The following is a 26,207-nucleotide window of genomic DNA, read 5'->3' as shown; positions in this document are numbered from 1 at the left end:
AGAGTTTCCTCCTAAAGGGAGCGACTTTCTCGTAATCCTAAAGCAACTTGGACTAAATAAGCGAGGGCGATCAGTCCGACAAACACAACTGGAGAAAGGTTTTGTCCTACGATCGCCACCCCTAACACTGCTAACGCTGATCCCAATCGGTACTTTGCTAATCTGATCTTTCTCATACCGGAGGCACAAGTGAGGTAATGAATCAGGGCTAACGCTCCTAAACTCAACACTGCGCCCACTGCTAAAAGCCAGCGATCGTTCTCTGGGATTGCTGTAGTCGCATATTTAATCGCATGTCCGACCCCAATGCCGGTAGCGCCAAGTCCAACCACAAATGGCAAGTGTCCGTATAGCCAAACTAAACCTTGCAGTGGGCGACCGGCTCCCATTGCTCGAAGAGGAGAGCCATCAACACTATCAAAATAGAGCCACCAAGCGCTAAATGCCGTACTCAACCCTAAAAGTGAAATGGCGACGGTAGGAGCAGTCCACACTTGCCCAGAGATGCCCTGCACCACGGATAAGACCGATTCACCCAATACAATAATCACAAACAGCCCCATCCGTTCTGGAATGTGCGATAAGCTGGGCGGAACTTGTTGGATTAACCGTCCTGCCGTCAAGGGCGTCATAAAGTCAATGACTAATCCGAGGAGCCATAGCAAAAATCGCCACGGGGCAGGGACAGCGATCGACAGGAGCCAGCAAAGCATTCCTAACCCAAATCCAGCCGCATACCAACGGCTCAACGGTCGAGCTATGGGGATGTGATGACCTGCATTCAGGTATTGAATAATCAAAACGCTTCGAAATGCGGCATATGACAGCGCAAATGCGATCGCAGTTTTGCTTAATCCGTAATGCACATTGACCGCTAACGACGCCACGATCGCCATTTGGGTAAACGTCAGCAGGCGTTGACCCAGATCATCGGTATCAAACCGAGTGGCGTAGAACGTTGCACCCACCCAACACCACCAGACAGGTGCAAACAGAACCACGAAGCCAATGAAGCCGTTGACCGAAACATCTTCACTAAGGGTGTGACCCAGTTCTGCGATCGCCACCACAAAGATTAGATCAAAAAATAATTCCAGCCAGGTGGCACGACGTTCTTCTTCAAGGTCTTGACCGACTCGTAACCGAGGAGGCTCCCACAAATTTTTAGACATAGGACAGTCCCTTGGGGATTAACTGCTGTTATCGTTCTGCCGTCTCTCTGTTCATTAGATCGATCTAATCAATCTAATCAGATCATTAGATGCGGTTCCTTGGAGTTAGATGCTGGAGCAGCGCTCTGCGCTGATCGAGCTAAAGCTGTGGAACCCGCTTGTGCCATTCCGTTGCCTGCTCATAGGCATAGGCAACCTGAAGCACTTGGTCTTCGCGCAACACATTGCCAACAATTTGTAAGCCGATCGGCAGTCCCTGCGAGTCGAATCCACAGGGAACACTCATTCCGGGTAGACCTGCTAGATTCACCGGAATCGTCATCAAATCGATGAGATACATGCTGAGCGGATCGGCAGATTTATCCCCAATTTTAAAGGCAGTCGTGGGCGCAGTTGGAGACACTAACACATCTACACTTTCAAAGGCGTTCTCAAAATCCTGCTTGATCAACGTTCGGACTTTCTGAGCTTTAATATAGTACGCATCGTAATATCCGGCTGAAAGCGCATAAGTTCCAATCATGATGCGGCGCTTGACTTCTGCGCCAAAACCTTCTGCACGGGTGCGAGTATACATGTCCATCAAGTCTTCAGCATTTTCGATGCGCTTGCCGTACCTCACCCCGTCATATCGCGCCAGATTTGCCGAGGCTTCAGACGGCGCGATGATGTAGTAGGCAGCAATTCCGTAGCGGAAACGAGGACAGGAGATTTCTCGAACTTCTGCACCAAGCGCCTTTAACTGCTCGATCGCAGCTCTCACCGCTTTCTCCACGTCCGGATCAAGCCCTTCGCCAAAGGTTTCTGTAATAATGCCGACTTTCTTTCCTTTCAGGTCGGGGATGAGAAACTGGGTATAGTCCGGGATTTCGACTTTTAAGCTGGTGGAATCCTTGGGATCGTAGCCTGCGATCGCACTTAACAAAATTGCTGAATCTTCGACCGATCGTCCAAACGGACCGATCTGATCAAGCGATGACGCAAACGCTACTAGGCCATAGCGCGACACCAAGCCATAGGTCGGCTTCATGCCCACAATGCCGCAAAACGACGCAGGCTGACGAATCGAGCCGCCTGTATCCGAGCCGAGCGACACGACGCATTCTCCGCCTGCCACCGCCGCGGCCGATCCGCCGGATGAACCGCCTGGAACCCGTGCCGTATCCCACGGATTGGCCGTTTTTTCAAAGGCAGAGGTTTCTGTCGAACCGCCCATCGCAAACTCATCAAGATTGGTTTTGCCCACCATCACTGCCCCTGCATCTCGGAGCTTCTGCGTCACTGTAGATTCATAGGGTGGGACGAAGTTTTGCAAAATTTTAGAGGCGCACGTTGTTGGGATGCCTTGCGTGCAGAGGTTGTCTTTGATGCCAATCGGAATCCCGGCCAACAGCCCAATTTCTTCTCCGGCAGCGAGTTTAGCGTCTACTTGGTTGGCTTGCTCTAAGGCGCGATCGCGAGTGATGTGCAAAAAACTGTGCAACTTTGGCTCCAAGGCGTCAATCTGATTCAGTGACTCTTGAGCGATTTCCACAGCCGATCGTTCTTTGCGAAGAAGTTGTTGATGCAACTCGCGAATGGATGCCATACACTGCCCTCTTTCTGTTTAGCGCGTTCTCAAAGTAACAGTATACGGGTTGGAGTATAGGGTATGGAGTTATTTTTCTCGCGGCTCAACTTGTTCCAGCACACTCCCTTTCCTGATTTGAGCTATATTTCAAATGCACCACGCGCGACCAAGGTTGAGACGATGAAGAGAATCAAACAATGGACCGCACTAGCATGGGCAGGACTAGTGTTGATTAGTTTGGCATTGTTGAGTTGGCCGGGTTTGGTCAGAGCCGCTAACGTGACCACTCCTCAAGAGGAACAAGTGCTGCAAATTATTCGGGCGCATCCGGAAGTCATCATAGAATCTGTGCAAGCCTATCAAAAGCAGCAACAGGATGAACAACGTAAAATACAACAGTCTTTTATACAAAATTTACAACGAAATCCAAAAGCGGTAATTGGAAAATCTCCAACCAAAGGAGCAAAGCAAGGGAAAGCCGTTTTGGTTGAGTTTTCCGATTTTCAGTGTCCCTACTGTGCCTCCGCTTCCAAAACGCTAAGAGAATTTGTGGAGAAACACAGCAGTGAAGTAACGTTAACCTACAAAAACTTCCCCCTGACGGGTATTCATGATCAGGCGTTGCCTGCCGCTAAAGCAGCCTGGGCAGCCGGAGAGCAAGGAAAGTTTTGGGAGTTTCACGATGCGCTGTTTGAGGGTCAGAAGAGAATGGGTGAAGCATTCTACCTGGAGACGGCTAAGGGGTTAGGCTTGGATGTCGATCGATTTAATCGCGATCGCACAAGTCAAACCGCGGCTGCCGCGATCGCGACCGATGTTGATCTGGCCGAAAAACTGGGGATCGAAGGCACACCGTTCTTTGTTATGAATGGGCGAACGTTCTCTGGGGCAGTCGAGCTATCCGATCTCGAAGCTACCCTTGTTTCAACCCAATAAGACTCACCGAGCGAAGACGATGATCATGAAACGACTGACTGCTTTACTGTCTGTTCTACCCGCTTTAGTTCTGTTGCCTGCCCAGGCTCAACCGTCAAAACCTGCTCAAAGCCGAATTTATGCGCCCATTCCTCTGACATCGGGGCAAGAGATCAGCGATCGCTTGTCAGAATCCGATATTCCTACAGGTCAAGGAAACTTTGCGCGGGATTACGCGATTCAACTGCAAACAGGCGATCAAATTTCGGTGGATCTCGTCTCCAACACCTTTGATACGATCGTGACGCTGATGACCAAGCAAGGCTCGACGGTGGCTGAAAATGATGATGGTTTAGATGGCACAACCAATTCGCTGCTGTTTACCCGCATCGCAAAAACTGGAGATTACATCATTCGGGTCAAAGCGTTCGGGGAAACGACAGGCGGGCCTTTTAAACTGAAACTTACGAAGCTAAAACCAGTCAATTAAAGGGACGTTTCTCGTCGGTTCGTGTACCTCACGAATTCATTATTTTTAACTAGATTCAGACATTAGAGCGTTTCCAGTTTGCTTTGGAACGTGCCTCTGATGTCTTTTTTAATGGTTTTTTCTGGGGTCTGCGGCTCGATGCTTGCCTTGGAGGAGGCGAGCGACAGCGTTATGTTAGACGCGCGATCGCAATTCACACATAAGTTCTAATTCAGTTATCCCTCATTTTGCATAAGCTCCTTTTTCTCAAATGAAGAAAGTGGCTCAAATGAATTCTATATTTGATGCCGCCACGATTCTATTACTGATTTCCTATGCGGCTGTTCAAGTGTTGCAATTAACTCATGCTCAGTATATGCCTCTGTATCTGTTTGTTCCACTCATGGCGCTCATCAGGATTTCGCTTTCAGGAGCAGGGCATTATCTCATTCATCGACCCCAGATTGGTTTGAATAAATTGTTCACTAACGTTTTCGATATCAGCTATGTATCAATGGCATTTGTCGTAAATGATCACACCTTATGCATCATCCCTTCAGTTAGCGTGAAGTTGATAGTAAGAAAAATGTGTTTACTGCCATGATGGAATTTTCTCACTACTAGCGTGTTCCAGTTCACACCGTTCACAAGTTTGGTTATGTCATCGTTGGCATGTTCGTAAGAACCATTAAAATTTATTCACTAGCATTAAAGTTTGGTGTCAAAGACATGTATGGTTCGTGGCAACAAAGACTTCCTCATTATATTGAAACCTTTGCTATGCGGATTCTTCTTAGCGGTGAAGTGATGTTGTTCTAGGTGCAAGGTGACATTGGAACTTAGGTTGCACAATTTATTCTCACGCTCTGGATTAGCACCTTCATGATTGTTGCAAGTCGATCGGTTTATAGATCAAGTTGAGCAGGAACAAATATGGGTCAATATATCAAACTCAAATCGGTTGTGTGTTTAAGCAATTGAATAGTAATGTTCAAATGAGGTTCGTGTCTTGTTTGTATTCCTTCGGTCTGAAAATGACTTGAAATCCTCCAAAAGCAACTACCTGAAAAGATAGGTGCGATTATTGAAAAGCTCTAAGCGGTTGTTCCGGAGTTGTGCTTTGCCAATAATCGCACCTTATCTTGCCTAAATGCCTCAATGACCTAAATGACGCATTATTTTGGCGGTCCAGCGGTAACAACTACGATTTTATCGGGATTCAGCAGGTCTTGAGCCGCTTGATTGACTTGCGCTTGAGTCACCCCTTCAATTTGTTTCGGATACCGGCGCAACTCTGACACATTCAAACCGTAGACTTCATTGAGCAGAATTGCGCTTGCCAAACTATCTGGATTTGCTAGGTCAACCGGATAGCCACTAGTGAGCGATCGCTGAGCAGTCGTTAATTCTGCGGTGTTAATGCCCTGGTTGCGGAATTCGTCTAACAACTTCAGCGTACTTGCGATCGCTTTATCGGCATCTTCCGGCGCGGTTTGCATCGACACCAAGAATGGGCCTTGCCGATTCCCCGCTTGGAAGTAGCTGTAGATGCCGTAGGTCAAACCTTGGCGATCGCGCACTTCTCCTCCCAATCGGCTTGATAGCGTGTCGCCTCCCAAAATTTGGTTCATCACAGAGGCATTATAGAACCGTGGATCTTGACGATTGATCCCCACATTTCCGATCAACGTCACTGACTGAGTTTTACCCGGAATGCCCTGATAGCGCCGCACGACTTGCGTGGGTTGAGTAACGCTTGGGAATACCAGAGTAGGGGCTTTACCTTCTACTTTCCAGCCTCCTAGTTCTTGTTGCAATAGCGTCTTTACCTGCGTTGGGTCAAAATCGCCAACGAAGGAAATAATGGTCCTATCAGGACGATAGTGCGACTTGTAAAATTTCACTACATCCTGACGTGCAATCGCCTTCAAACTTGCCTCTGTTGGGAAGCTGTGGAAGGGATGATTTTCAGGATAAACCGTTTGCTGGAAAACTTGTCTCGCCACGTATTGTGGGTTGTCCAACTGCACTTTTAAGGCGGTCAGTGTCCGTTGACGGCTCAGTTCCAGTTCTTTGTCTGGAAACGATGCATTTTGCGATACATCTGCCATTGTCTGAATCAAAGTCGGCAGATGTTCAACTAATGCACTTCCATTCATAAACACGCTTTCACGGTTAGCGCTGACGCTAAAGTTGATACCGCGATCCTCTAGCGTTTTCGCTAGTGTTAGCGCATCTTTAGTTGTCGTGCCGTTCGTTAAGTTTTCAGCAGTGAGTTTAGCAAGACCCGCTTTAGTGGTTGTATCAAACTCTTGCCCTGCAAATACATGGGCACTCAACGATACGGTCGGGGTACTCGAATCTTTGAGCAGCAGCACCCGCAAGCCGTTCGGAAGCACAACTTTCTCAGGCAAAGCTTGAGCAGGTTGGTTAGCCTGTTGGGTCGTCGCAGGGAGATACTTTGCAACTTGAGAGGGATCAACGGGCGGACCCGCGTTAAACTGCTCCGTCGTTTGTCCAGAATTCACCGCGCCGCCTGCTTTTTGGTCGAGCGTACTCGGCTCAAAGTAGCCTAAGGTTAGCTTCTGAGGCGCAAAATAGGTTTTTGCGACGCGCTCGATATCGGTAACCGTAATCTGGTCGATCGCCGCTAAGAGGCGATCGGTACGACGGTAATCTCCTGTAGTTGTCTGATCATCGCCAAGCTGAAAGGCTTGGTTAGTGACATCCCGGTTGCGCAGCAGAATGTACGATCGCAACTGAGTTTTCGCACGTTTCAATTCTTCTGGTGTGACTCCCTTGCTACGAATATCGGCGAACACCGCTTCAACCGTCTGACTGAGCTTAGCCAACTCTTGCCCTGGTGTCGCGGTAGCAGAGAGTTGATACCATCCGCCGGAGATCATGTTGGCCGCATACCCGCTATAGTCGCTGGCAAGTCCGCCTTCGACTAACGTTTGATAGAAACGAGAACTGCGTCCTTGCGTCAAAATCGAATCGAGGACGTTCAGCGCAGGTACGTCAGGGTGCTTGGCATCTGGTAAGGGGTAAACCGCTTGCATCAAAAGGGCACTACCTGGCTCACGCAGCACGATCGGTGATGCAGACTTCTGGGTCGCGTTTAAGCTTGCTCCGTCCGTCTTAAATGCGCTCTGAGGAGTTGGCGCTTCGGCAGCTTTACCACGATTCGGCACTTTGCCAAACAGTTCTTGAACTGCTTTTAAGGTCGGCTCAGTTTGAAAGTCACCCACGATCAGCAGGGTTGCATTGTTGGGGCTGTAATAATTTTGGTAGTAAGACCGGACTTGCTCGATCGTGAATTTCTCAACATCAGCTTTCGTGCCGCCAACAGGCAGACCGTAGGGAGACGTTGGCATTGCGGCTTTCATCACCGCGCGGCTGAGGCGATAACTTGGACTATTTTCATAGCCTTGCAACTCAGAAATCACGACACGATTTTCACTTTTCAGCGCATCTGCGGTCATCAGCGCACCCTGCATTCGATCGGCTTCCAGAGCAAGGAGCGATCGCAGTTTATCGCGCTCGACCGTGCCAAAATAGGCGGTTTGGTCATAGCTGGTGAACGCGTTGGATTGGCTACCTAGCGCATTAAACAACCGACCAAACTGAATCGGGCGATCTTTCGTGCCCTTAAACATAAGATGTTCAAGTTGGTGGGCAATGCCATTCACCCCCGGCGCTTCGTTGCGCGACCCAACCCGATACCAAGCTTGCACCGTGACAACTGGTGCAGTAGGCACTTCTTTGGTCAGAACAGTCAATCCATTTTGAAGTACGGTTTTGCGGACTGTTGCTGTGGTTGATTCCGTTATGGGAGCTTCAACGGCATTGGCTGCTTGCAATAAGGAAACGTTTCCTGCTAGTAGCACTCCACTGAAACAGAGGGCAAATAGTAAACTAGAGAGACGATATCGCCGTAGAAAAGTCAGAAAAGACATAAGACGATGAAACACCTTTCAAGAGAGGATTGGAATCTTCGATCTGAAGACCCCCGCATAGAGTGCAAATTCCACTGTAGCGCCTACTCAAAAGCTTTAACAGCCGTTCTGTAATTTAACTTTATCTGAAGTTATATCGAAGAGTGGCGATCGCGAATTAAGGAGAATGTTCGATCTGACAATAGGGACGGCTATAGCTAAGCGGCGATTCTAAAGCATGTCTTTCCAGCAATTCTGGATCGCTCATAACGCGATGTGTATTGCCATCGTAAACAATTTCTCCTTCGCTAAGAACGATGGTGCGATCGCACAATTCCAACGCCAGATCTAAATCATGAGTGGCAATCAGTTGTGTCAGAGGCAATGAATCTAACAACTCAATTAATCGCCTCCGCGATCGCGGATCGAGTTGGGCAGAGGGTTCATCTAACACAAGCACCTGTGGCTGCATCGCCAGAACCCCTGCGATCGCCACTCGTTTTTTCTCACCTCCAGATAGCCCCGTGGCGTTTCGAGACCCAAAAAGTTCTGGATCAAGCTCTACCGATCGCAAGGCGTGAGCGGCTCGATGTTCTAATTCTTCACCTCGAACGCCTTGGTTGAGCAACCCGAAGGACACATCTTCCCAAACTGTTGGCATAAAAATTTGATCGTCGGGATTTTGAAACACTAACCCGACAAAGTTACGAATCTGCTTCAAATTTTGAGGCTCAACTGTCAACTCTCCGACGACCACTTCTCCCACTTGGGGCGAAATTAAACCATTAAAATGCATCAATAGCGTTGATTTTCCTGAGCCGTTTGCGCCCACCAATGCTACTCGCTCAGTTGCTCGAATGGATAAACTAATCGAGTTTAAAGCTTGTGTGCCATCTGTGTAGCGATAGCTGAGGTTATAAATCGTGATCGGATTATGATGCATGAATTACAGATAAATAGCTTGACCAATCAATAAAATAACAATAGTGAGCGTGAGAAGGGCAATATCAAGGCGCGAGGGTTGAGGCATTTTTGCAACGGGAGGCAGCCCTGAATAACCCCGCGCTAACATCGCTTGATGAACGCGATCGCCTCGCTCATAGGTTCGGATAAATAAAGATCCGATCATATTTCCAATCACAGTACGTTGCCGTCTCGGATCGCTCATGAGGTTACGCGATCGCGCCGCTCTTTGCATAGAATTGAACTCATCTACTAAAACATTAATGTAGCGGTACATAGACGAAAAAATAGCGACTAACAACGGCGGAGTCCTCAGTTCAGCCAACGCATGAAGCAATGCTGTAATCGATGTGGTGAGAATTAGAACGTTTACGGTTAACAGCGATAAAAAGGCTTTTAGGGTAACGCTACCCAAAACCGTAAGACCCTCAGTTGTGATCTGTATCCATCCCCATTGAAACAATACGTCTCCGCCCTGACGAAATAATGTGCCGATTAGCACAACACTCACAAATACCAGTTCGACGGCAACCCGTTTCAATAGAGGCAGTAACGGGACTCGGCTGATCAGAATGAGCAGTGCGATCGCGATCGCATACATTGCCCACGTCCACCATCGCCCGTTCGGAGTAAGGGCTGTTGCGAACACAATGAGCAGCGTGCATAAAAGCCGCGATCGCGCCGTTAACCGCGTCCAAATCGTGTTCGTCTGACTTTCAGTTGCGAGGAGGACGGCTCCAAGATGTAAAAGCATTTAAGGAATGAGCGGTAAGTAAAGCTGGATCGGAGGCAGGTTTTAGAATGGAATTTGTAGGAGCAATCTGTTGGAGTTCCCACACAAGTTTTTTGGAGTTATCTACGCACTTGTCATGCAAACACAAAGCAGCAGGCACAAGCCTTTGCCAAGACTCCTCTGTGTGATTAATGTGTGATTACCATCTCTGAGATTAGCAGCGCATTAAAAAAGCTGATAGAGAACCTTAACGTCCATCAGCTTATCTATCTTGCACATCACTCTCTTCAGGCTTGTTCCGAATCAATGCCTTTCCTGCTACCCAAGCCAGACCAAAGGTTGCCAAAGTTCCAACTAAGCCCGCGATTGGAGTTGACACCTGCTCTGGTACACCCCGTAGCGCATATTCATCGAATACCTGGTAGAACGGCAGCTTGTGGGCGATGGGTTCTTCCGATGCTTTATGCCCAAAGCCTTGATCTTGCGACACGCGATCGAGACCATCGGGATCTTGGCTCGCAAACGGCGACAGAAATACTGCAATTAGTAGTGCAATTCCCAATCCACTCAGCAGAAACGCACGATTTCTAGTTCTAGAAGCATTACTCATAAGTTTAGCTTTCCTTTTTTAACGACGGACAAGGCTGTTTTAATGCTGCAAATCTAACGCGATGAATAAGAACGAGAGGTATCTGCTACGGCATGGCGAGGCGGATGATACATCAGATCCGGACGAGTGCGCCAGATGTAGCTCACAGCTACCACTGTAATCACCGCTTCTCCAATCGCAATCATGAAATGCCAGAACGCCATTGCAGAAATGGCGACATTGAGCGGAACGGTTCCAGAGAGGGCAAGCTGAAAGGCACAAACAATTGACGAGACAAATACACTCGTCCACGCTGCGATCGCCGCCCCGATCAAAACACCCCGCAGCGAATCCCGTCCCAAAGCATACCGGATCGATCTGTAGAGGTAGTAGCCGCCAAATGTACCAATCAGCCCCATATTTACAATGTTGGCTCCCAACACTGTCAAGCCACCATCTTGAAACAAAACGCTCTGCACAATAAACACGACTGCCATCACTAGCGATCCTGCCCACGGCCCCAATAAAACCCCTGCCAGCGTGCCGCCCAGCAAGTGACCCGACGTACCCCCCGGTATCGGGAAGTTAATCATTTGTGCTGCAAAAATAAAGGCAGCACATACACCCATCAAGGGAACGGCTCGTTCTTGATACGTAGCTTGGACACGCTGAAGACAGATTGCAATCAGTGCGATCGCCAGTATCCAGGTCACTAGAATGATTGGCAAACTCAGAAAGCCATCGGGAATGTGCAGAGCTAACTGAGGTTGGAATACGGAAACAGTTACGGCCATTGAGTGAGTTCCTTTGCTGCGGCTTTACATAGATGAAGTGTGTTTGTCATAAAGCTCAGTAAAGCTACCTAGATAGTTGAATTCAATCCCCACGGGGGGGATGGAAGCGGGAATTTAAGTGTGACTTAACGATTGTTGCAAAAGTTTTTACAGTGAATCTAGACGAAATGCTCCTTCATAAGCTAAAGTGAGCAATTGTGAGTTTTGAAGCCTTATATGAAAGCGCAAGAAATTATTCGCTCAATTGAAGCGGAGCAAATGAAGTCAGATTTGCCGAACATCCAGATCGGCGATACCGTCAAAGTCGGCGTGATTATCCAAGAGGGCGAGAAAGAGCGCACTCAGCCTTATGAAGGCGTCGTGATCGCGATGGCAAGCACAGGCATTTCTAAGACTGTAACGGTTCGCAAGACCTTTCAAGGCGTTGGCGTGGAGCGAGTTTTTTTACTACATTCTCCCCGAATTGAGAGTGTCAAGATCTTGCGTCGCTCCAGAGTGCGTCGGGCGAAGCTCTACTACTTGCGCGATCGCATTGGAAAAGCAACTCGCTTGAAGCAGCGCTTCGATCGTGCTCTCACCTAAGAAAGAGGGGTAAGGGACGCTACGAGGCAACCCTAACGCGATGAGGGAAGCGCGATGAGGGATGAAAAACTATCAAAACTCACAAGACCCATCCCAATACCTGTTAAACTATATAGAGGATAGCAATCAGAGTTCATTCAGCTTGTGCGCTCTTAGTTCAGTTGGTAGAACGCAGGTCTCCAAAACCTGATGTCGGGGGTTCAAGTCCTCCAGGGCGCGCTGAATACTCTGATTTGTTTTAACCGTTGTATTTTGACGGTATATCACTCATCGGTTGATCCATACCTCAAGGACACACTCCACCCCTTGTACGAGATTGTGTCCTCTTTTAGCTGAGAGCGGTAGATCAGCCTAGAATAGAGATCTCTGATTTTTGTGGATATCTTCCATACAGTCGGAAATTTCTAAAAGGCAGATGGCTCAACACCTGAGTATCTGTTGTTCCTTGCAATGATGGAGCGCTGAACGCTGTGGCAAAGAAAGAAGAAGCGGCTATCCAAGAGCAAAAAGCTGGATTTAATCCTAGTTCGTTTGTTAACGAAACAAAAGAAGAACTCAACAAAGTGGTTTGGCCCAGCCGTCAACAACTTATTAGCGAATCGGTCGCCGTGATTTTGATGGTGACGCTCTCGGCAACGCTGATCTATTTAGTTGACCAGTTGTTCCAATGGGGACAAGTGAAGGTGTTCGGATGACGTTTACCTCAGACGAAACTCAGTTTGACGATCGCTCCCCTGAGGGCAACCCAGAAGAGACGGCTCAGCTTGGTAAAGCGCGCTGGTATGCTGTCCAGGTTGCTTCAGGCTGCGAAAAGCGCGTCAAAGCCAACCTAGAGCAACGAATCGACACCCTCGACGTTGCCAACCGAATTTTGGAAGTTCAGATTCCTGAGACTCCCATTCTCAAGCATCAGAAAGACGGACGCTCGAAGGAAGGCGCTGAGAAAGTGTTTCCTGGCTATGTCTTGATTCGGATGCTGATGGACGATGAGAGTTGGCAGGTAGTCAAAAACACTCCCAACGTGATCAATTTCGTGGGCGCAGAGCAGAAGCGTCGCTACGGACGCGGGCGCGGTCACGTCAAACCAATGCCCTTGGGACATGCGGAAGTGGAACGCATCTTCAAGCATTCTCAAGAGCAGGAGCCAGTCAGAAAAATTGATCTGGCGGCGGGCGAAAAGATTACAGTGCTTTCAGGTCCGTTCAAGGAATTTGAAGGCGAAGTAATTGAAGTTAGCCCAGAGCGCAGTAAACTCAAGGCGCTGCTTTCGATCTTCGGGCGCGACACGCCTGTGGAATTGGAAGTGAACCAAGTTGAGAAGATCTAATCGATAGAGAGTAACCGATGGCTAAGAAAGTCACCGCCGTGATTAAGCTGGCAATTAATGCTGGCAAAGCAAACCCCGCGCCGCCGATCGGTCCTGCCCTCGGTCAGCACGGGGTCAACATCATGATGTTCTGCAAGGAATATAACGCTAGAACTGCCGATCAAGCAGGGATGGTGGTTCCGGTAGAAATCTCGGTGTATGAAGACCGCAGTTTTACCTTCATTCTGAAAACGCCACCCGCGTCTAAGCTGATTGCTCAAGCCGCAGGCATTTCAACGGGTTCTGGTGAACCAAACAAGAAGAAAGTCGGCAGTATCAGCCGCGCTCAGCTTGAAGACATCGCCAAAACCAAGTTGCCTGATCTCAATGCTAATGACATTGAGGCGGCGATGAAGATCATTGAAGGAACGGCCCGTAACATGGGTGTCACTGTTAAATAGTTCCGTTAAGTCATCGTTCAGTAATCTAGTGTTCGGGGGAGAGGATTTCCTCGCAATTACCCCAGGAGTAACCTATGGCAAAAGTATCAAAGCGATTGAGAGAATTGCTGGCAAAGGTAGAGGATCGTCCTTATGAACCTTTGGAAGCGTTGAATTTACTGAAAGAAACTGCAACTGCAAAGTTTCCTGAGTCTGCAGAAGCGCACATTCGGTTGGGCATTGACCCAAAGTACACCGATCAGCAGCTTAGAACCACGGTGGCACTTCCGAAAGGGACAGGTCAAGACGTCCGGGTTGCCGTCATTGCTCGGGGTGAGAAAGTTGCGGAAGCGACTGGCGCAGGGGCCAATATTGCCGGCTCTGAAGAATTGATCGAGCAGATCGGTAAAGGCATGATGGATTTTGATCTGCTGATTGCGACGCCGGACATGATGCCGCAAGTGGCAAAGTTAGGTCGGGTTTTGGGTCCTCGTGGTTTGATGCCGTCTCCGAAAGGCGGTACAGTCACGTTTGATCTGCCGCAAGCGATCGCGGAGTTCAAAGCGGGTAAACTCGAATTTCGGGCAGACCGGACTGGCATCGTTCACGTCATGTTTGGTAAAGCTGGGTTTACAGCCGATGATCTGTTGGTCAACCTGAAGGCGCTTCAGGAAACCATCGATCGTAACCGTCCCTCTGGCGCAAAAGGTCGCTACTGGCGTACGATGTATGTGTCTTCTACTATGGGTCCGTCGATCCAGGTTGACATCAATACCCTGCGCGACCTTAAGATCGAAGCAGCCTAATTCGTTTCAGAGGCACGATATCGAAGAATTCTGCTCTAACTGAATATTCCAAACCAAAGACAGCGGGCGCTTTAAGCTTAATGTCCTGCCGAGGTTTGATTTCTGGTTTGCCCTGATTGCAGTGGCACATCGAAATTAAGCGACCTCGGTTTACCAAAATCGAGGTTTTTGTTTGGAATGAAAGAGTAATTCAAGTTTGTCTCACAAATCCCAATGTAAGGAGGTGAAATCGAATGGGAAAAACGTTGCAAGACAAGAAAAATGCAGTTGCGGAAATTCAAGAATCGCTTAACACAGCTCAGTTAATGTTTATCGTTAACTACAGCGGTCTAACGGTTGCTGAAATTTCTGATCTGCGCAACCGTCTACGCCCAAAAGGTGCGGTTTGTACGGTGTCGAAGAACACGCTAATGAATATTGCGATCGCGAATGATGAGCGATGGCAGCCGATCAGCGAAATTCTCAAAGGCGATTCAGCGTTTGTGATTGTTCAAGACGATCTTGGGGGCGCAATCAAGGCATACCAAGACTTCCAGAAAGCCGTCAAAAAGACCGAGATGCGCGGCGGCGTCATGGAAGGCAAGTTGCTGAAAGAAGCGGATCTCAAAGCGATCGCGGATCTTCCGTCTAAAGAGCAGCTTATTGCTCAGATTGCAGGTGCAATCAACGGCGTGGCAACGCAACTGGCAGTCGCAATCAACGAAGTTCCGTCTGGCTTGGCGCGAACCATCCAACAAATTTCCGAGAAGGAAGACGCTGCTTAGAGTGGCGCTACAGTTCAATTTCACTCACTATTTTTTAGGAGTTAACTCATGTCTGCTGTTACCGATGAAATCGTTGAAAAGTTGAAGGGTTTGTCCCTTCTAGAAGCTTCTGAACTCGTAAAGCAAATCGAAGAGACCTTTGGCGTGAGTGCGGCGGCTCCGGCTGGTGGCATGATGATGATGGCTCCGGGCGCGGGTGGCGGTGCTGCGGCTGAGGAAGTCGAAGAGAAAACCGAATTCGATGCGATTCTGGAAGAAGTTCCGGCTGATAAGAAGATTGCAATTCTTAAGGTTGTTCGGACGATCACTGGATTGGGTCTGAAGGAAGCGAAAGACCTTGTGGAAGCCGCTCCTAAAGCCATTAAAGAAGGCGCAGCGAAGGCTGAAGCAGAAGATATTAAGAAGCAAATCGAGGAAGCTGGCGGTAAAGTTTCGATTAAGTAAACTAAACCACCTTACCTTTTCTGATAATTGTTGGAGTCGCGACCTGAACATACGATCGCGGCTCCTTTTTTGTGCAGCTTATATTTCTATAGAAAGTGATGTTTACTCTAGCGTTTCTTAATTTCTACTTTGTGAGCCTTTGTTCCCATCGTGTGATCCTTCTCACATTAAGATTTTGATTGCTACTACATCATTCTTCAACCTAAGACTATGTTTCTTCACTCCCATTCCGTGATTCTTTGATCCCTTCAAGGGATATTGAAAAATTGTGCGATCGCGTCAGCATCCTTCTCATCGCATGAAAGCGAAAACCTGAAATTAGAGAGAGTCCAAGTCGCCCTAACCTCGTTAACCTGAAAGAGTGAGTTAGGAAAAAGCAAATGCAAGACTCCCATCAGGGTTCTTCTCAGAAGATGTGGCAAAGCGCTGTCGTCGTCTCAATTCTGGCAGCGATCGCTGTCAACGCGATATCTAATTTCTTTCCGATTGGCGGACAAAACATCGGGCAGATTTCTAATACGATTCTTGCTCCAGTTATAGTGACACCTGCAAATTATGCTTTTGCGATTTGGGGCTTGATTTACATTGGGCTAATCGCTTTTGGCATTTATCAAGCATCACCTGCCCAGCGAAACAATCCACGTCTAGAAAAAGTTCGCGCTCCAATTGTGGCAGCTTGCGTCTTTCAAATAATTTGGGTCTTTGTGTTTACAGCTAAACAGTTTTGGCTCTCTGTTGTACTGATGTTCGGAATTTTGTTGAGTCTCATTGCGGCCTACGCTTGGAGCCGTCTTGATCGGGTGGCGCGAGACGAGAAGATTTTTAGTCAAGTTCCGATCAGCATTTATCTGGGATGGATTAGCGTTGCGTCGATCGTGAACGTTGCATCAGCGTTATATATTTCTGGGTGGAATGGTTGGGGAATTGATCCCGTCGTGTGGACAGGAATCATGTTGGCGATCGCGGCGGGCATTACCGCAACCATCACCTTTCAATTCCACGATGCCGCCTTTGGCTTTGTGATCGTGTGGGCGCTGATTGCGATCGCAGTGCGGCAAACAGGTCAATCTGCCCTATCCATTGTCGCGATTGGACTCGCGATTGCGCTGACGCTACTCATTCTGTTTACACAGTACAAATCTAGACAGAAAATGAGTTAGTCCAACCTTTTATCCGGCTTTGCCGCCGCCCATCAAGTACAGCAGTGCCATCCGTACCGCAACGCCGCTGGTAACCTGCTGCGAGATCAAACTAAACTCCGGATCATCCATCAGATCCGAACTGATTTCAACCCCGCGATTGACTGGGCCTGGATGCAGCACCTTTACATCAGGCTGAGATAATTTCAGACGATCGCGAGTAATACCAAACTGCTGATGATACTCCCGCAAACTTGGCAACAAATGAGTTGCCATCCGCTCTTTCTGCAAGCGCAATGTCATGACAAAATCGGCATCCGCGATCGCGGGATCAAGCGACCAATGCAGGGATAATTTTCGAGGTAAGGCATCGTCTGCCACAAAATCCGCAAACCACTTTGGGAGTAAGGTTGGTGGCGCAGCAAGATGCACTTCGGCTCCGCTGGCCGTCAAACTCCATATGTTGGAGCGAGCGACCCGCGAATGCAGAATGTCCCCAACGATCGCAATTTTTTTATTTTGTAAAAGCTCTAACCGAGGATTACTTGGATCGAGCAACGAACAGATGGTAAACAAGTCGAGCAATCCTTGCGATGGATGTTCATGCTGCCCATCCCCTGCGTTGAGAACTCCGACCTTCACCCCCAAGCGATCCATTTCATCTGCGATCGCTTGCGGCACTCCCGCTTCTTTGTGGCGAATGACCATCATATCGGTTCCCATCGCCAGGTAAGTTTTCGCCGTATCGAGAATCGTTTCTCCCTTTGTAAGTGATGACGATCCGGGTGCAAAATTTAGCGTATCTGCCGACAAGCGTTTTGCAGCAAGCTCAAAGCTACTGCGTGTCCGAGTGGATGGCTCAAAAAACAGATTCGCCACAACCTGCCCCTGAAGCGTTGGAACCTTTTTTGTGCGACGAGATAGCACCTCACGAAAACTACTCGCTGTTTGTAGAACAGTGTCGTATTCCTCCGGCGTAAACTCCGCGAGCGACAAAACGTGGTGACGAGTCCAGATCATGAGATTGTAAGGGCAGTGAATTGATGATTCATTGAGAGGATTCAGAGTGAATTACTCATCGTGAATTATTCATAGTGTAAAACATGCCCTTTGACACACAATCAGATTTGCTTGAAATAAATCATTTGAAATTAATTGAGTCAATCAATTAAGCAACGCTTCCATAAGAACAAACATCGAAAGCGCAAGCAGATAATTAAACGGAGAAAGTAGTGAATTTCGAGTGAATGCATTATCGCCAGAACACATTGCTTTGAGAAGTAATGTACGGGAAGACTAACGCAAAGCATCCTCCACATAGCAATGCAGTAATTAGCGCTCCAATGATGACACCTTTCACAAACTCAAACCGTCGTCGGGCCGTCAGCCAAACGATCAAGGGACTAATGTGAAGCGCTTGAGAAAAGCCAATTCCATAAGACAAGTAAACCAGTGCGTTGTGAAGCGCACGAATGGGTGGAGCAACGCCTCCGGGCTGCCAAGCTTCGGGAGAAAAATATCCTTCCATACCCGACAAGCAGACACTATAAAATCCCCAGGCAACTAGATTCAATCCAACTGTAGTGAAAATCCCTCGACTGACCGCAGACATTACACCTGCTCCTGCACAGCGCGCGCTTGGCGAAGTTCTGAAGGCTCGACAAGGTGATGCCCTGCGCTGCCTTCACGATAGAACATGTTGTAAGTATCAAACGGAATGATTCGACCATCAGGATGGGCAATGTGAATGCAAGACCGTTTTACAGAACGAACATCAAAATTAAACGGATCAAGAAATTGCATAATCACAACCCGAAACACATTCTCGTATGTAATTCCTGTCGGAACTGGAATTAGAGGTAGACAACATAATAGTTGTTTCAGCGTTGTCGCGGATGAATCGGGAGAATGATTGGTTGAAAACAACTTAAAGATCTGTTTTTTTAATTCTGCGTTCTGTTCATATAGAACCGAGTTTGGCATCACATCGAGAAACGCCGTAGGATCGAGCAATCCTGTTAGAGGAATGACTTGACCTTTCACTTTAAGCGCATATGCCATGGCTAGACAGTCAGGATGACACGGCACAGGTAAAAGATCTTTCGGCTGAAAGTGAGGACTCTGATCTAAAATAGCCCGACGAACTTCGGTCAAGGTATAGCGATCGCGCTTTGGATCAAAACTCTCTAGTCGTCCTGCCGCCTGAATGGGCTGAAAACTGACCCCGCGAACGCATCGTTGCTGTAAGGCAAAGTCAATTGTCTTACCAATTTCGTGATCATTCAGTCCTTTTTTAACCGTTGAAACCAGCGTTGTGGAGATATTGAACTCGTTGAGATGCGCGATCGCGCGTGCTCTTACCTGCCGCAAGTCTGCACCCCGCAATTCTCGCAGTGCTTTTTCTTCAAAACTATCGAACTGCAAATAGATCTCGATTCCCGGCATATATTGACTCAAGCGATCGCAGAACGCTCGATCTTGAGCAATTCGCAGCCCGTTTGTATTGATCATCAAATGCTTGATCGGCTTGCGTTTTGCGATGTCTAAAATCTCAAAAAATTCTGGATGAATCGTGGGTTCACCGCCGCTAATCTGGACAATATCGGGTTCAACCTCATTGGCAACAATGTTGTCAAGTAGGCGTTCGATCACGTCTAAACTGCGGTGACGCCGGGGTTGATTAGTGCTTGAAACCTCTTCTGCTCCAGAATCGGCATAGCAAATGGGGCAGGAAAGATTGCAGCGATCGCTGACTTCTACCAACGTTAAACAACTGTGCTGCTCATGGTCAGGGCACAAGCCACAATCGTAGGGACAGCCATATTTGATCGGTGTATTGAACCGATGCGGCATGTCTCCAGGCTTAATAAACTCTTGGCACTGCTTGTAATACTCAATGTCATCTGCAATCAGAACCTCTTCTCGTCCGTGAATTAGGCAGTGTTTAACGAGGTAGACGTTACCCTCCTGAAAAATAATTTTTGCTTCAACCTTCGTGAGGCATTTAGAGCAGACACTATTGGTCAGAGCGTAGAACAGATAAGGACGAGTTGGCATAATTTGCAGTACAGTTAAGCAGGCTTTACAGTGAAATTAAACAATCTAGTGATGCTATTGCGGTAGTAAACAAGCGCTAGAAGACATGCAATTTGAATTGCAGTTAATCCTAACGCAAAGTGAAAGTCGGGCTTAATAAAGTCAACCAGAAAGCGAAAACTTAAGTAACTGATCAAGTAGAACTTAAACAAATCTCCAGAATGCATAGGATAACGCGATCGCACCTTTAGAAATATCATTAACATCAACAGAAATGTAATTTCATAAAGCTGCGTTGGATGACGGGAAATCCCATCGCCAAAATCAATGCCCCACGGTAGGTTAGTCGCAACGCCATAAGTGCGATCGCTCAGCCCTGTAAAAAAACACCCCAATCGCCCGATCGCAGTTCCTAATATGAGTGGGTAAACAAAGGCATCGCCCGTTGATTGATGAACGTGAAGCAGTTTCTTCGTCGCCTCAACTCCTATTACTGCACCTAATAGCGCTCCGACTACCGTTTTACCCTGAAGCAGTAGCCAAAAAAACTGTTCCTGATGCTGCCAAAAAATATCAATATGTTGCAGCATCACCAGCACCTTTGCGCCGATTAACGCGCCTACGAGTCCGCCGACAATAATCGAACTGCGTTGAGGCGGCGAAATTATATCTCGACGGAAGTTTCTGAGCGATAACCGCAGCGCAATTGAATATGCGATCGCTTCAAAAAAAATGTGCGGATGAAGTTTGACTGCGCCAACGCCAATATAAACTGGAAAATCCACAAGCGGTGCTTATAAAAATTGCTTTACTATACAAGCGTTTTCGGTTCAAAGTTAATCTTTTTATACTCTTTTTAGAACTCAAGCATTCGTTACCGTTCAACATAGCAATCCTCTAAACTTTGGCAAGGCCAGCCAATTGTGGAGTTAAAGATTTTCAGATTTCTTATAGTTATAAAATATTTATCAGACCTTGCTATCGATGATCAAGCTACGACTTAAAAAGACTTTAATCACATTCCATCTGCTAAATCTACTGAGTTGAAAAGGTAGACTGCATACGTAGAATATATTGAATAAAAAAGCACACAATGTTAAAGTATCTCCGTCTATACACTATCCCACTGTTCCGAATAGGCTAGACGATGAGTAGAACATTTGATTGTTTTCTAGGATTTGGCTGCTTCTTTTTAGCCACATGCAGCCTGTTCGTGGTTGGAAAAGGCGATTGTGCGGTTACGATTCGGATGGCACTGGTTACAGAAATTATTGTGGCTCTTGCGATCGCATTCCTGTGGTCAGCGAACGAAAAACCCATCGGTATGTGGGTCAAAATGTATCGCCTGGGATTATTTATTGGCGCTGTTCAAACCGTAATTGTAATTTCACGGATTTTGAATTCTTTGCAGGGTACACAGTGTTAATCCAGAGATTAATCTGAAGTTGATCCAAATTAATTCAAGCAATAATCGATAGATAGGTCATTTACTATAAATTAGACCTAAAATTGGTGAATTAAATAATGCTTAATAACGCTTCTTAAAGCGGTTGTAATTGTTACTTAACTTAATATTTTCCTCTCATCTAATCCGTCTTGAAGAAGATGAGAATTGTAGAGTAAACCCTTTAGTTTATAAGGCAGCCTTTAGCTTCCAGAAGCCGTGAGTTTGGAGTGGCTGGTTTCTCTTTAAAGTTCCATATCTGGTATTTCAATCAGCTTAACCAAAATCCAGTTTATGGAATGCGAATCGCACCCATTGTGCCATTAAGTTGTGCATTCCAGTCGCGGTAATTTATCTATGGAAATCGTCCGAGAATACTGGTTCAACCTCCTGCGATACTGGCGAAGCTCGCTGCTCTTTCGAACGCTGAGCTTACTCACAGCATTTGCCTTGACCGCTTTGCTCATTGTGTTACCGGCTAGGTCACAACCCGTAGTTCTTTCATTTTTAATGAATGCACCGGAGGTTCCAACGCTGCGCCCTTTGATCGCAGAATTTGAGCAAAAAAATCCAGGCATTAAGCTCAACATGATCGAGGCTCCTAACGCCAGCAACTTGGTTGAAGACTTAAATACCTCTTCTTTCCTGCTGGGCAGTTCTCCTTACGACCTGATCAACATGGATGTCGTTTGGCTGTCTAAATTTGCGGCGGCGGGGTGGCTGCGCCCTCTAGAAGATCTGATTTCAAAAGCAGAACTGGCGAATTTCTTGCTAGGAGACATTGAAGGCAGCCGCTATAAAGGCAAACTGTATCGATTGCCCTGGCGAACGGATGCTGGAATGCTCTACTATCGCACGGACCTGCTAAAGCAAGCCGGACTCAACCCACCCGAAACATTTTCTGACTTGTTGCAAACCGCAAAAATAATTCAGCAAGCTGACAACAAAGTGCAGTGGGGCTATGTTTGGCAAGGGCGACAGTACGAAGGTGCATCAGCCATGTTTACCGAAGTGCTTCAGGGTTACGGCGGCTTTTGGGTCAATCCACAAACCAACGAAGTCGGGTTAGATCGACCAGAAGCGATCGCGGCACTCAAATTCTTACTCAGCACGATTGACCAAGGCGTGTCGCCTCCAGGTGTCAGCACGTACCAAGAAGAAGAAGCGCGGCGGCTCTTTCAAAATGGCAACACCGTTTTTATGCGGAATTGGCCCTACGCTTGGGAACTGCTCAACCAGGCAGGGTCGCCAGTGCGCGGTAAGGTGAGCATTCAACCCATGGTTCACGCGCCGGGGCAAGAGAGCGCGGGATCGTTAGGCGGTTGGGGTTGGGGCATTGCATCCACGACTCAGCATCCTCAAGAAGCGTGGAAAGCCGTTCAGTTTTTTACGAGTGCGTATGTTCAGAAACAAACCTCACTGACGGGCGGCTATTTGCCGAGCCTGCGATCGCTTTACAACGATGCAGACTTGCTGAAGAAGTATGAATACTTCCCCTTAGTGCTAAAAGTGTTGGAGACTCCAGCACTGCGTCCTCAGATTGCTCAATACGCTCAAGCGTCAGATATTTTGCAGCGCTACTTGAGTTCTGCTGTTTCGGGGCGCACATCGCCAGAAGAGGCGCTGCAAGCTGCCGCTCGCGAAACTCGTTCTTTACTGGGAGCTTAAACCAATGGTAGATTATGTTCGCGCTCAAGAACGGCGGACGGGTTGGTTGCTTACCATTCCCGCGATCGCCGTGTTAGCGCTAGTGTTTGCCTACCCAATTCTACGAGCGGTTTGGCAAAGTTTCTTCACAATTAACCTGGGAAATCAACTCAGTCCAGCCTTTACAGGACTCGATAACTATGCGCGAATGGCGCAAGACGGACGGTTTTGGAATACGTTGTGGAACACGACGATTTTTACCGTTGCCACCGTCTCACTGGAACTGGTTTTGGGCATGGGCATTGCCTTAGTCCTCAATCAGTCTTTTCGAGGACGAGGGATTGTCCGTACGATCGCCATCCTGCCTTGGGCACTCCCAACCGCTCTGATTGCACTCGCCTGGACGTGGATTTTTAACGATCAGTACGGCGTTGTGAACGATATTCTACTGCGGTTGGGACTAATTCAAACGGGCATCAACTGGCTAGGGAATCCGACCCTGGCGATGATTTCGGTCATCGTCGCCGACGTCTGGAAAACGACGCCCTTTATCAGCATTTTGCTCTTAGCAGGACTGCAATCGATTCCGAGTGATTTGTACGAAGCCCAAGCCATTGATGGCGCAAGTCCCTGGCAGAGCTTTCGACAGGTGACACTACCCCTGCTGCTGCCTCAGATTGTGATTGCGTTGCTGTTTCGTCTCGCCCAAGCGTTTGGCATCTTCGATCTGATCTCTGTCATGACAGGCGGCGGACCAGGCGGGGGAACGGAAACTGTTTCTCTCTACATTTACGCAACGGTGATGCGATATCTTGATTTTGGGTACGGGGCAGCATTGGTTGTTGTGACCTTTCTGCTGTTGGTGTTGGTGGTCGCGATCGCCAGCTTTTTCCTCAGTCGGTCTAGAAAACGCGCATCGGGAGCTGTGTAATTATGACAACCACCTCTCCAGAGAATCAACAGGCGACTGTCCACCGACCCAGCGTGCGGCGATTTATCTTACCGATTGCCGTAGCGTTAACGGTTCTCTTCTGCCTTGCACCGATCTTGTGGGAATTGCTGACCTCATTTAAAACGGATGATGCGATCGCTGAGATTCCAAATGTCTATTTTCCGAGTCCCAATCAACTGACGCTTGATCAATATCAAAAGCTGTTTGAGCGGCGTCCATTTCTCAACTACCTGTTCAATAGTTTTCTAGTTTCATTAGCGTCTACAGTTTTGGCACTTGGCATTGGTGCGCCTGCGGCTTATGCTTTAGCCCGACTGAAACTACAGGGTGAACGCATCATTCTAGCCGGCGTTCTCATTGTGACGTTATTTCCGCCGATTCTATTGTTTTTGGGATTGTTAGATATTGTTCGCTATCTCAATCTAGGAAACAATTATCTGTCGTTAATCATTCCCTACACAGCAATCAACTTACCGTTGACAATTTTAGTCATGAGAAGCTTTTTTCAGCAGCTTCCAAAAGACCTCGAAGATGCGGCTAGAGTCGATGGATATAGCACTCCTCGAATGCTGCTCGACATTGTGTTGCCTATGACACTGCCAGCATTAGCCACAACGGGAATTTTAACGTTTATTGCTGCCTGGAATGAATTTATTTTTGCTCTCACGTTTATCACTCGTGAGGACATGAAAACCGTCCCTGTGGCTGGGGCACAGCTTGGCGGCGCGTCTCCGTTTGAGATTCCCTTTGGTCCAATTGCGGCGGCAACGGTACTGGGGACAATTCCTCTCGTTTTGCTGGTTTTAATTTTTCAACGGCGGATCGTACAAGGTTTGACTTCAGGAGCCGTCAAAGGATAAGGCATTTACTCTATCCCACTAACCGTTCATTCGTTAGCACCATTTCATTCTTAGCACTATGGATAAGAAACTCGACCTCGTCGCTCTTCGCAAAGCCTATACCCCTACCGTCGTTCCTGTTAAGGATATCAGTCTTAGTGTCGGTGCAGGCGAATTTTTAACGCTATTAGGTCCGTCCGGTTGCGGAAAATCAACCATTCTCCGACTAATCGCCGGGCTCGAACAACCGAGTAGTGGACAAGTTTTGCTCAACGGTCGAGATGTCAGTCGGCTTAGTCCTGGCGATCGCAACATTGCGATGGTGTTTCAAAGCTACGCCTTGTATCCGCACATGACGGTATACGAGAACATTGCCTCTGGTTTGAAACTGCGCAAAACTCCAAGCGGGGAAGTCCAAAGTCGAATTCATGAGGTAGCTGATTTTCTAGGTTTACATGAACTCATGAATCGCAAACCTGGTCAGCTATCGGGCGGTCAGCGTCAACGGGTCGCGGTGGCCAGAACCCTCGTTCGTCGCCCGGATGTCTTCTTGCTCGATGAACCGCTCAGCAACTTAGACGCGCTTCTACGCGAACATGTGCGGGCAGAGCTGAAGCAGTTGTTTGGGTCGCAGAACACGCCCGTTGTCTACGTCACCCACGATCAAACTGAGGCGATGACACTTTCGACGCGAGTTGCCGTTCTTAACAATGGCTACCTGCAACAACTCGATACGCCCGAACGAATCTACACCGAACCTGCCAATCGATTTGTGGCTGGCTTTATCGGCAGTCCGCAGATGAATTTTTTGCAGGTTAAATGTGAGGCAGGACAAGCGATCGTCGGCAACAGTCGAATTCCACTGCCTCTAGGCTCTAATCCAAAGGAAATCGTTCTTGGGATTCGCCCGGAGCATGTGCATGTAGCCCAATCCTCCAATGAGCCTGCTCTCGATGGTCAAGTATTCCTAGTCGAGAATTTGGGAATGCATAATCTTGTCAGTGTCAGAATTGCGAGTGGAGGAGAGCCAATCACTGTTCGTGCCCTTTTAGGAATGGAACATCGGTTGGCAACCAATACGCCAGTTCGATTGGCATTTCCGCCCGACTCGATTCATTGGTTTGATGTCGGCGCAGGCGATCGCGTTGAGGCGACCACTCCGAGCATGGTTCGCAATGGCTGAATATCGTAGTGTCCTTCGCTAGAGAACAAAGCTCTGGCTAACCATTAAATGAACCGAATGACAGATTCTAAATGGTATGACAAATTGTTGCAGAAGGCGGAAAAGAGATGACGGGTTGTGGTGTAGACATTACCTGTTGCCGGTAGGGTAGCCCATTTAGCATCAAAGCATTGATGCAACTCTTCAAGTGAAGGAAATCAGACCGGTGACAACTTACAGGTCTAATCAACATTCACTCCACGGAGGTTACGATGCAGACAAGCACACTGCAGGTCAGCAAGGCAGGGTCAACCGCCCAAGATGCTCGTATGTTCCAGGACTCACTTTACCCCAGCCTCAAGGTGTTCTGTAGACCGCGACCACCCGCAGACGATTTTGGCAAAATGTTTCCCCACCTCCCTTCCTTTGTGGAAGGGCAGGACCCAGATGGTCGTGTTCTAGACGTGTGGATTTTGCGATACTGGAGGAGTGTGGTTTCAGCA

At 48.0% G+C, this 26,207-nt stretch carries 27 protein-coding genes, 1 tRNA gene and 1 other annotated feature; of the genes, 17 read left to right on the top strand and 11 right to left on the bottom strand.

Features of this window, described 5'->3' with window-relative positions; all coding sequences use genetic code 11:
* Nucleotides 1-11 precede the first annotated feature (11 nt).
* Nucleotides 12-1,172, bottom strand: a complete 1,161-nt coding sequence (locus tag AC5JLB_RS30020) for a low temperature requirement protein A (RefSeq protein ID WP_495877480.1) — start codon at nucleotides 1,170-1,172, stop codon at nucleotides 12-14.
* 139 nt (nucleotides 1,173-1,311) lie between these two features.
* A complete protein-coding gene (gene gatA, locus AC5JLB_RS30015) occupies nucleotides 1,312-2,760 on the bottom strand; it encodes an Asp-tRNA(Asn)/Glu-tRNA(Gln) amidotransferase subunit GatA (RefSeq protein ID WP_495877479.1) in 1,449 nt (482 codons plus the stop codon).
* 63 nt (nucleotides 2,761-2,823) lie between these two features.
* On the opposite strand from gatA, the gene AC5JLB_RS30010 reads away from it, so the two are divergent.
* Nucleotides 2,824-3,678 (top strand): DsbA family protein, encoded by an 855-nt coding sequence (locus AC5JLB_RS30010; protein WP_495877478.1) that lies wholly within the window; start codon nucleotides 2,824-2,826, stop codon nucleotides 3,676-3,678.
* Nucleotides 3,679-3,703: 25 nt separating this feature from the next.
* Nucleotides 3,704-4,147 (top strand): PPC domain-containing protein, encoded by a 444-nt coding sequence (locus AC5JLB_RS30005; protein WP_495877477.1) that lies wholly within the window; start codon nucleotides 3,704-3,706, stop codon nucleotides 4,145-4,147.
* Between the two features lie 1,154 nt (nucleotides 4,148-5,301).
* Here the strand turns inward: AC5JLB_RS30005 and AC5JLB_RS30000 are convergent.
* From AC5JLB_RS30000 to AC5JLB_RS29980, 5 genes are all read right to left on the bottom strand, one after another.
* On the bottom strand, nucleotides 5,302-8,085 hold the full coding sequence (locus AC5JLB_RS30000; protein ID WP_495877476.1) for a M16 family metallopeptidase: 2,784 nt from the start codon (nucleotides 8,083-8,085) through the stop codon (nucleotides 5,302-5,304).
* Nucleotides 8,086-8,242: 157 nt separating this feature from the next.
* A complete protein-coding gene (locus tag AC5JLB_RS29995) occupies nucleotides 8,243-9,007 on the bottom strand; it encodes an energy-coupling factor ABC transporter ATP-binding protein (protein WP_495877475.1) in 765 nt (254 codons plus the stop codon).
* A 3-nt stretch (nucleotides 9,008-9,010) separates the two neighbouring features.
* Complete coding sequence (gene cbiQ / locus AC5JLB_RS29990) at nucleotides 9,011-9,781, bottom strand: cobalt ECF transporter T component CbiQ (RefSeq protein ID WP_495877474.1); 771 nt, start codon at nucleotides 9,779-9,781, stop codon at nucleotides 9,011-9,013.
* 241 nt (nucleotides 9,782-10,022) lie between these two features.
* Entirely contained in the window at nucleotides 10,023-10,370 is a 348-nt protein-coding gene (locus tag AC5JLB_RS29985; RefSeq protein ID WP_495877473.1) for a PDGLE domain-containing protein, read from the bottom strand.
* Nucleotides 10,371-10,423: 53 nt separating this feature from the next.
* Nucleotides 10,424-11,143: an energy-coupling factor ABC transporter permease gene (locus tag AC5JLB_RS29980; protein ID WP_495877472.1), complete on the bottom strand. Its 720-nt coding sequence runs from the start codon at nucleotides 11,141-11,143 to the stop codon at nucleotides 10,424-10,426.
* A 216-nt stretch (nucleotides 11,144-11,359) separates the two neighbouring features.
* Here AC5JLB_RS29980 and rplS point away from each other — a divergent pair, with 216 nt between their 5' ends.
* The 9 genes from rplS to AC5JLB_RS29935 all read left to right on the top strand — a co-directional run bounded on the left by rplS (nucleotide 11,360) and on the right by AC5JLB_RS29935 (nucleotide 16,645).
* The gene (gene rplS, locus AC5JLB_RS29975) at nucleotides 11,360-11,725 is read left to right on the top strand and encodes a 50S ribosomal protein L19 (RefSeq protein WP_495877471.1); all 366 of its coding nucleotides are present in this window, start codon (nucleotides 11,360-11,362) and stop codon (nucleotides 11,723-11,725) included.
* A gap of 146 nt (nucleotides 11,726-11,871) precedes the next feature.
* Nucleotides 11,872-11,944: transfer RNA gene (locus AC5JLB_RS29970), tRNA-Trp, on the top strand.
* A gap of 251 nt (nucleotides 11,945-12,195) precedes the next feature.
* On the top strand, nucleotides 12,196-12,420 hold the full coding sequence (gene secE, locus AC5JLB_RS29965; RefSeq protein ID WP_495877470.1) for a preprotein translocase subunit SecE: 225 nt from the start codon (nucleotides 12,196-12,198) through the stop codon (nucleotides 12,418-12,420).
* Complete coding sequence (nusG, locus tag AC5JLB_RS29960; RefSeq protein ID WP_495877469.1) at nucleotides 12,417-13,052, top strand: transcription termination/antitermination protein NusG; 636 nt, start codon at nucleotides 12,417-12,419, stop codon at nucleotides 13,050-13,052. The genes secE and nusG overlap by 4 nt, the downstream gene beginning before the upstream one ends.
* Before the next feature lie 17 nt (nucleotides 13,053-13,069).
* A complete protein-coding gene (gene rplK / locus AC5JLB_RS29955) occupies nucleotides 13,070-13,492 on the top strand; it encodes a 50S ribosomal protein L11 (protein WP_495692501.1) in 423 nt (140 codons plus the stop codon).
* 74 nt (nucleotides 13,493-13,566) lie between these two features.
* The gene (gene rplA, locus AC5JLB_RS29950; protein WP_495877468.1) at nucleotides 13,567-14,277 is read left to right on the top strand and encodes a 50S ribosomal protein L1; all 711 of its coding nucleotides are present in this window, start codon (nucleotides 13,567-13,569) and stop codon (nucleotides 14,275-14,277) included.
* A 35-nt stretch (nucleotides 14,278-14,312) separates the two neighbouring features.
* Nucleotides 14,313-14,457: a sequence feature (ribosomal protein L10 leader region), on the top strand.
* A 53-nt stretch (nucleotides 14,458-14,510) separates the two neighbouring features.
* Nucleotides 14,511-15,041, top strand: a complete 531-nt coding sequence (gene rplJ, locus AC5JLB_RS29945; protein WP_495877467.1) for a 50S ribosomal protein L10 — start codon at nucleotides 14,511-14,513, stop codon at nucleotides 15,039-15,041.
* Nucleotides 15,042-15,089: 48 nt separating this feature from the next.
* Nucleotides 15,090-15,485 (top strand): 50S ribosomal protein L7/L12, encoded by a 396-nt coding sequence (rplL, locus tag AC5JLB_RS29940; protein WP_495877466.1) that lies wholly within the window; start codon nucleotides 15,090-15,092, stop codon nucleotides 15,483-15,485.
* Between the two features lie 380 nt (nucleotides 15,486-15,865).
* Entirely contained in the window at nucleotides 15,866-16,645 is a 780-nt protein-coding gene (locus tag AC5JLB_RS29935) for a TspO/MBR family protein (RefSeq protein ID WP_495877465.1), read from the top strand.
* Nucleotides 16,646-16,654: 9 nt separating this feature from the next.
* Here AC5JLB_RS29935 and AC5JLB_RS29930 read toward each other — a convergent pair whose 3' ends face one another.
* The 4 genes from AC5JLB_RS29930 to AC5JLB_RS29915 all read right to left on the bottom strand — a co-directional run bounded on the left by AC5JLB_RS29930 (nucleotide 16,655) and on the right by AC5JLB_RS29915 (nucleotide 20,445).
* Nucleotides 16,655-17,644, bottom strand: coding sequence for an aspartate carbamoyltransferase catalytic subunit (locus AC5JLB_RS29930; protein WP_495877464.1), 990 nt, complete (start codon nucleotides 17,642-17,644; stop codon nucleotides 16,655-16,657).
* Between the two features lie 232 nt (nucleotides 17,645-17,876).
* Entirely contained in the window at nucleotides 17,877-18,236 is a 360-nt protein-coding gene (locus tag AC5JLB_RS29925; RefSeq protein WP_495877463.1) for a hypothetical protein, read from the bottom strand.
* Nucleotides 18,236-19,681: a radical SAM protein gene (locus tag AC5JLB_RS29920; RefSeq protein ID WP_495877462.1), complete on the bottom strand. Its 1,446-nt coding sequence runs from the start codon at nucleotides 19,679-19,681 to the stop codon at nucleotides 18,236-18,238. Before AC5JLB_RS29920 ends, AC5JLB_RS29925 begins: the two co-directional genes overlap by 1 nt.
* A gap of 14 nt (nucleotides 19,682-19,695) precedes the next feature.
* Nucleotides 19,696-20,445: a prolipoprotein diacylglyceryl transferase gene (locus AC5JLB_RS29915; protein ID WP_495877461.1), complete on the bottom strand. Its 750-nt coding sequence runs from the start codon at nucleotides 20,443-20,445 to the stop codon at nucleotides 19,696-19,698.
* A gap of 362 nt (nucleotides 20,446-20,807) precedes the next feature.
* Here AC5JLB_RS29915 and AC5JLB_RS29910 point away from each other — a divergent pair, with 362 nt between their 5' ends.
* From AC5JLB_RS29910 to AC5JLB_RS29885, 6 genes are all read left to right on the top strand, one after another.
* On the top strand, nucleotides 20,808-21,086 hold the full coding sequence (locus tag AC5JLB_RS29910; protein ID WP_495877460.1) for a hypothetical protein: 279 nt from the start codon (nucleotides 20,808-20,810) through the stop codon (nucleotides 21,084-21,086).
* Between the two features lie 528 nt (nucleotides 21,087-21,614).
* Nucleotides 21,615-22,772: an ABC transporter substrate-binding protein gene (locus AC5JLB_RS29905; protein WP_495877459.1), complete on the top strand. Its 1,158-nt coding sequence runs from the start codon at nucleotides 21,615-21,617 to the stop codon at nucleotides 22,770-22,772.
* A gap of 4 nt (nucleotides 22,773-22,776) precedes the next feature.
* Nucleotides 22,777-23,682 (top strand): carbohydrate ABC transporter permease, encoded by a 906-nt coding sequence (locus AC5JLB_RS29900; RefSeq protein ID WP_495877458.1) that lies wholly within the window; start codon nucleotides 22,777-22,779, stop codon nucleotides 23,680-23,682.
* 2 nt (nucleotides 23,683-23,684) lie between these two features.
* Nucleotides 23,685-24,563, top strand: coding sequence for a carbohydrate ABC transporter permease (locus AC5JLB_RS29895; RefSeq protein ID WP_495877457.1), 879 nt, complete (start codon nucleotides 23,685-23,687; stop codon nucleotides 24,561-24,563).
* A 58-nt stretch (nucleotides 24,564-24,621) separates the two neighbouring features.
* The gene (locus AC5JLB_RS29890) at nucleotides 24,622-25,725 is read left to right on the top strand and encodes an ABC transporter ATP-binding protein (protein WP_495877456.1); all 1,104 of its coding nucleotides are present in this window, start codon (nucleotides 24,622-24,624) and stop codon (nucleotides 25,723-25,725) included.
* A 251-nt stretch (nucleotides 25,726-25,976) separates the two neighbouring features.
* Nucleotides 25,977-26,207 (top strand): hypothetical protein (locus AC5JLB_RS29885; protein ID WP_495877455.1); only part of this gene is annotated, 231 nt, incomplete at its 3' end.

The sequence above is a fragment of the Myxacorys chilensis genome (assembly GCF_059505265.1).
The sequence above is the reverse complement of the archived record's forward strand: the minus strand, read 5'-3'. Positions and strand labels throughout refer to the sequence as shown.

Coding starts and splice junctions, on each gene's coding strand:
- gatA (WP_495877479.1), bottom strand. CDS start 2,760: ATGGCATCCATTCGCGAGTTGCATCAACAACTTCTTCGCAAAGAACGA.
- AC5JLB_RS30010 (WP_495877478.1), top strand. CDS start 2,824: ATGGAGTTATTTTTCTCGCGGCTCAACTTGTTCCAGCACACTCCCTTT.
- rplK (WP_495692501.1), top strand. CDS start 13,070: ATGGCTAAGAAAGTCACCGCCGTGATTAAGCTGGCAATTAATGCTGGC.
- AC5JLB_RS29905 (WP_495877459.1), top strand. CDS start 21,615: ATGAATGCACCGGAGGTTCCAACGCTGCGCCCTTTGATCGCAGAATTT.
- cbiQ (WP_495877474.1), bottom strand. CDS start 9,781: ATGCTTTTACATCTTGGAGCCGTCCTCCTCGCAACTGAAAGTCAGACG.
- AC5JLB_RS29910 (WP_495877460.1), top strand. CDS start 20,808: ATGAGTAGAACATTTGATTGTTTTCTAGGATTTGGCTGCTTCTTTTTA.
- AC5JLB_RS29935 (WP_495877465.1), top strand. CDS start 15,866: ATGCAAGACTCCCATCAGGGTTCTTCTCAGAAGATGTGGCAAAGCGCT.
- rplA (WP_495877468.1), top strand. CDS start 13,567: ATGGCAAAAGTATCAAAGCGATTGAGAGAATTGCTGGCAAAGGTAGAG.
- AC5JLB_RS30020 (WP_495877480.1), bottom strand. CDS start 1,172: ATGTCTAAAAATTTGTGGGAGCCTCCTCGGTTACGAGTCGGTCAAGAC.
- AC5JLB_RS30000 (WP_495877476.1), bottom strand. CDS start 8,085: ATGTCTTTTCTGACTTTTCTACGGCGATATCGTCTCTCTAGTTTACTA.
- AC5JLB_RS29930 (WP_495877464.1), bottom strand. CDS start 17,644: ATGATCTGGACTCGTCACCACGTTTTGTCGCTCGCGGAGTTTACGCCG.
- nusG (WP_495877469.1), top strand. CDS start 12,417: ATGACGTTTACCTCAGACGAAACTCAGTTTGACGATCGCTCCCCTGAG.
- AC5JLB_RS29995 (WP_495877475.1), bottom strand. CDS start 9,007: ATGCATCATAATCCGATCACGATTTATAACCTCAGCTATCGCTACACA.
- AC5JLB_RS29985 (WP_495877473.1), bottom strand. CDS start 10,370: ATGAGTAATGCTTCTAGAACTAGAAATCGTGCGTTTCTGCTGAGTGGA.
- rplL (WP_495877466.1), top strand. CDS start 15,090: ATGTCTGCTGTTACCGATGAAATCGTTGAAAAGTTGAAGGGTTTGTCC.
- AC5JLB_RS29980 (WP_495877472.1), bottom strand. CDS start 11,143: ATGGCCGTAACTGTTTCCGTATTCCAACCTCAGTTAGCTCTGCACATT.
- AC5JLB_RS29890 (WP_495877456.1), top strand. CDS start 24,622: ATGGATAAGAAACTCGACCTCGTCGCTCTTCGCAAAGCCTATACCCCT.
- AC5JLB_RS29895 (WP_495877457.1), top strand. CDS start 23,685: ATGACAACCACCTCTCCAGAGAATCAACAGGCGACTGTCCACCGACCC.
- AC5JLB_RS30005 (WP_495877477.1), top strand. CDS start 3,704: ATGAAACGACTGACTGCTTTACTGTCTGTTCTACCCGCTTTAGTTCTG.
- AC5JLB_RS29900 (WP_495877458.1), top strand. CDS start 22,777: ATGGTAGATTATGTTCGCGCTCAAGAACGGCGGACGGGTTGGTTGCTT.
- rplJ (WP_495877467.1), top strand. CDS start 14,511: ATGGGAAAAACGTTGCAAGACAAGAAAAATGCAGTTGCGGAAATTCAA.
- rplS (WP_495877471.1), top strand. CDS start 11,360: ATGAAAGCGCAAGAAATTATTCGCTCAATTGAAGCGGAGCAAATGAAG.
- AC5JLB_RS29920 (WP_495877462.1), bottom strand. CDS start 19,681: ATGCCAACTCGTCCTTATCTGTTCTACGCTCTGACCAATAGTGTCTGC.
- AC5JLB_RS29925 (WP_495877463.1), bottom strand. CDS start 18,236: ATGTCTGCGGTCAGTCGAGGGATTTTCACTACAGTTGGATTGAATCTA.